This window comes from Bifidobacterium sp. UBA4282 (assembly GCF_002394995.1).
Taxonomy (GTDB): domain Bacteria; phylum Actinomycetota; class Actinomycetes; order Actinomycetales; family Bifidobacteriaceae; genus Bifidobacterium; species Bifidobacterium pullorum_B.
In genome coordinates this window covers 17338-17907 of the sequence record NZ_DGVO01000004.1, presented here as the reverse complement: position 1 = coordinate 17907, position 570 = coordinate 17338, and the positions used below count along the sequence as shown (strand labels likewise).

General features: G+C 66.1%; 1 protein-coding gene. It reads right to left on the bottom strand.

Annotation, left to right across the window (positions count from 1 at the left end):
* Window positions 1-570, bottom strand: a 570-nt coding sequence (locus B4C31_RS00845; protein WP_291530948.1) for a family 43 glycosylhydrolase, incomplete at both ends; no start/stop codon positions are given.

The following is a 570-nucleotide window of genomic DNA, read 5'->3' as shown; positions in this document are numbered from 1 at the left end:
CGTAGTCGCCCGCCAATACCGTCGACTGTGCCGGCGGTACGGCCACCTGCCCCTGGTATTCGTATGGCGCGGCGACCAGCCAGCCGTCCTCGGTCGGCAGCAGTTCGCGGATATGCGTCTCGTAGTCCTCGCCCTCGCGTTCGATGAACCGCGTGTGGTAGGTCAGGAACAGGCGTCCGTCGCTACGGCGATGCAGCACCGAGTTGTGCCCCTGGGAGACCTCGACCGACTCGATCCCGTCGGGGCCGCCGCTCCACAGCACCGACGACGTCAGCCGCACGCCGGTGTCCTTCGTCAGGTTGTCGGGGATCTCACCGGCACAGATCGCCGGGTTGCCGTTCTGGTCCACGTAGGGGCCGGTCAGATGCTTCGAACGGAAGATGCGGATCTGGTAGCCGCCGGTCGTGCCCAGCCAGCCGTAGGAGAGGAACAGGTACCACCAGCCGTTCTTGCGCACGAAGTACGAGCCTTCGCCGGAGTTCCAGTAGCCGCCGGCCACCTTCACGCCGTAGTACGGGTCGCAGGCATCCTTGACATACGGGTATGTGGCGGTGTAGTCGCGCAGGCCGG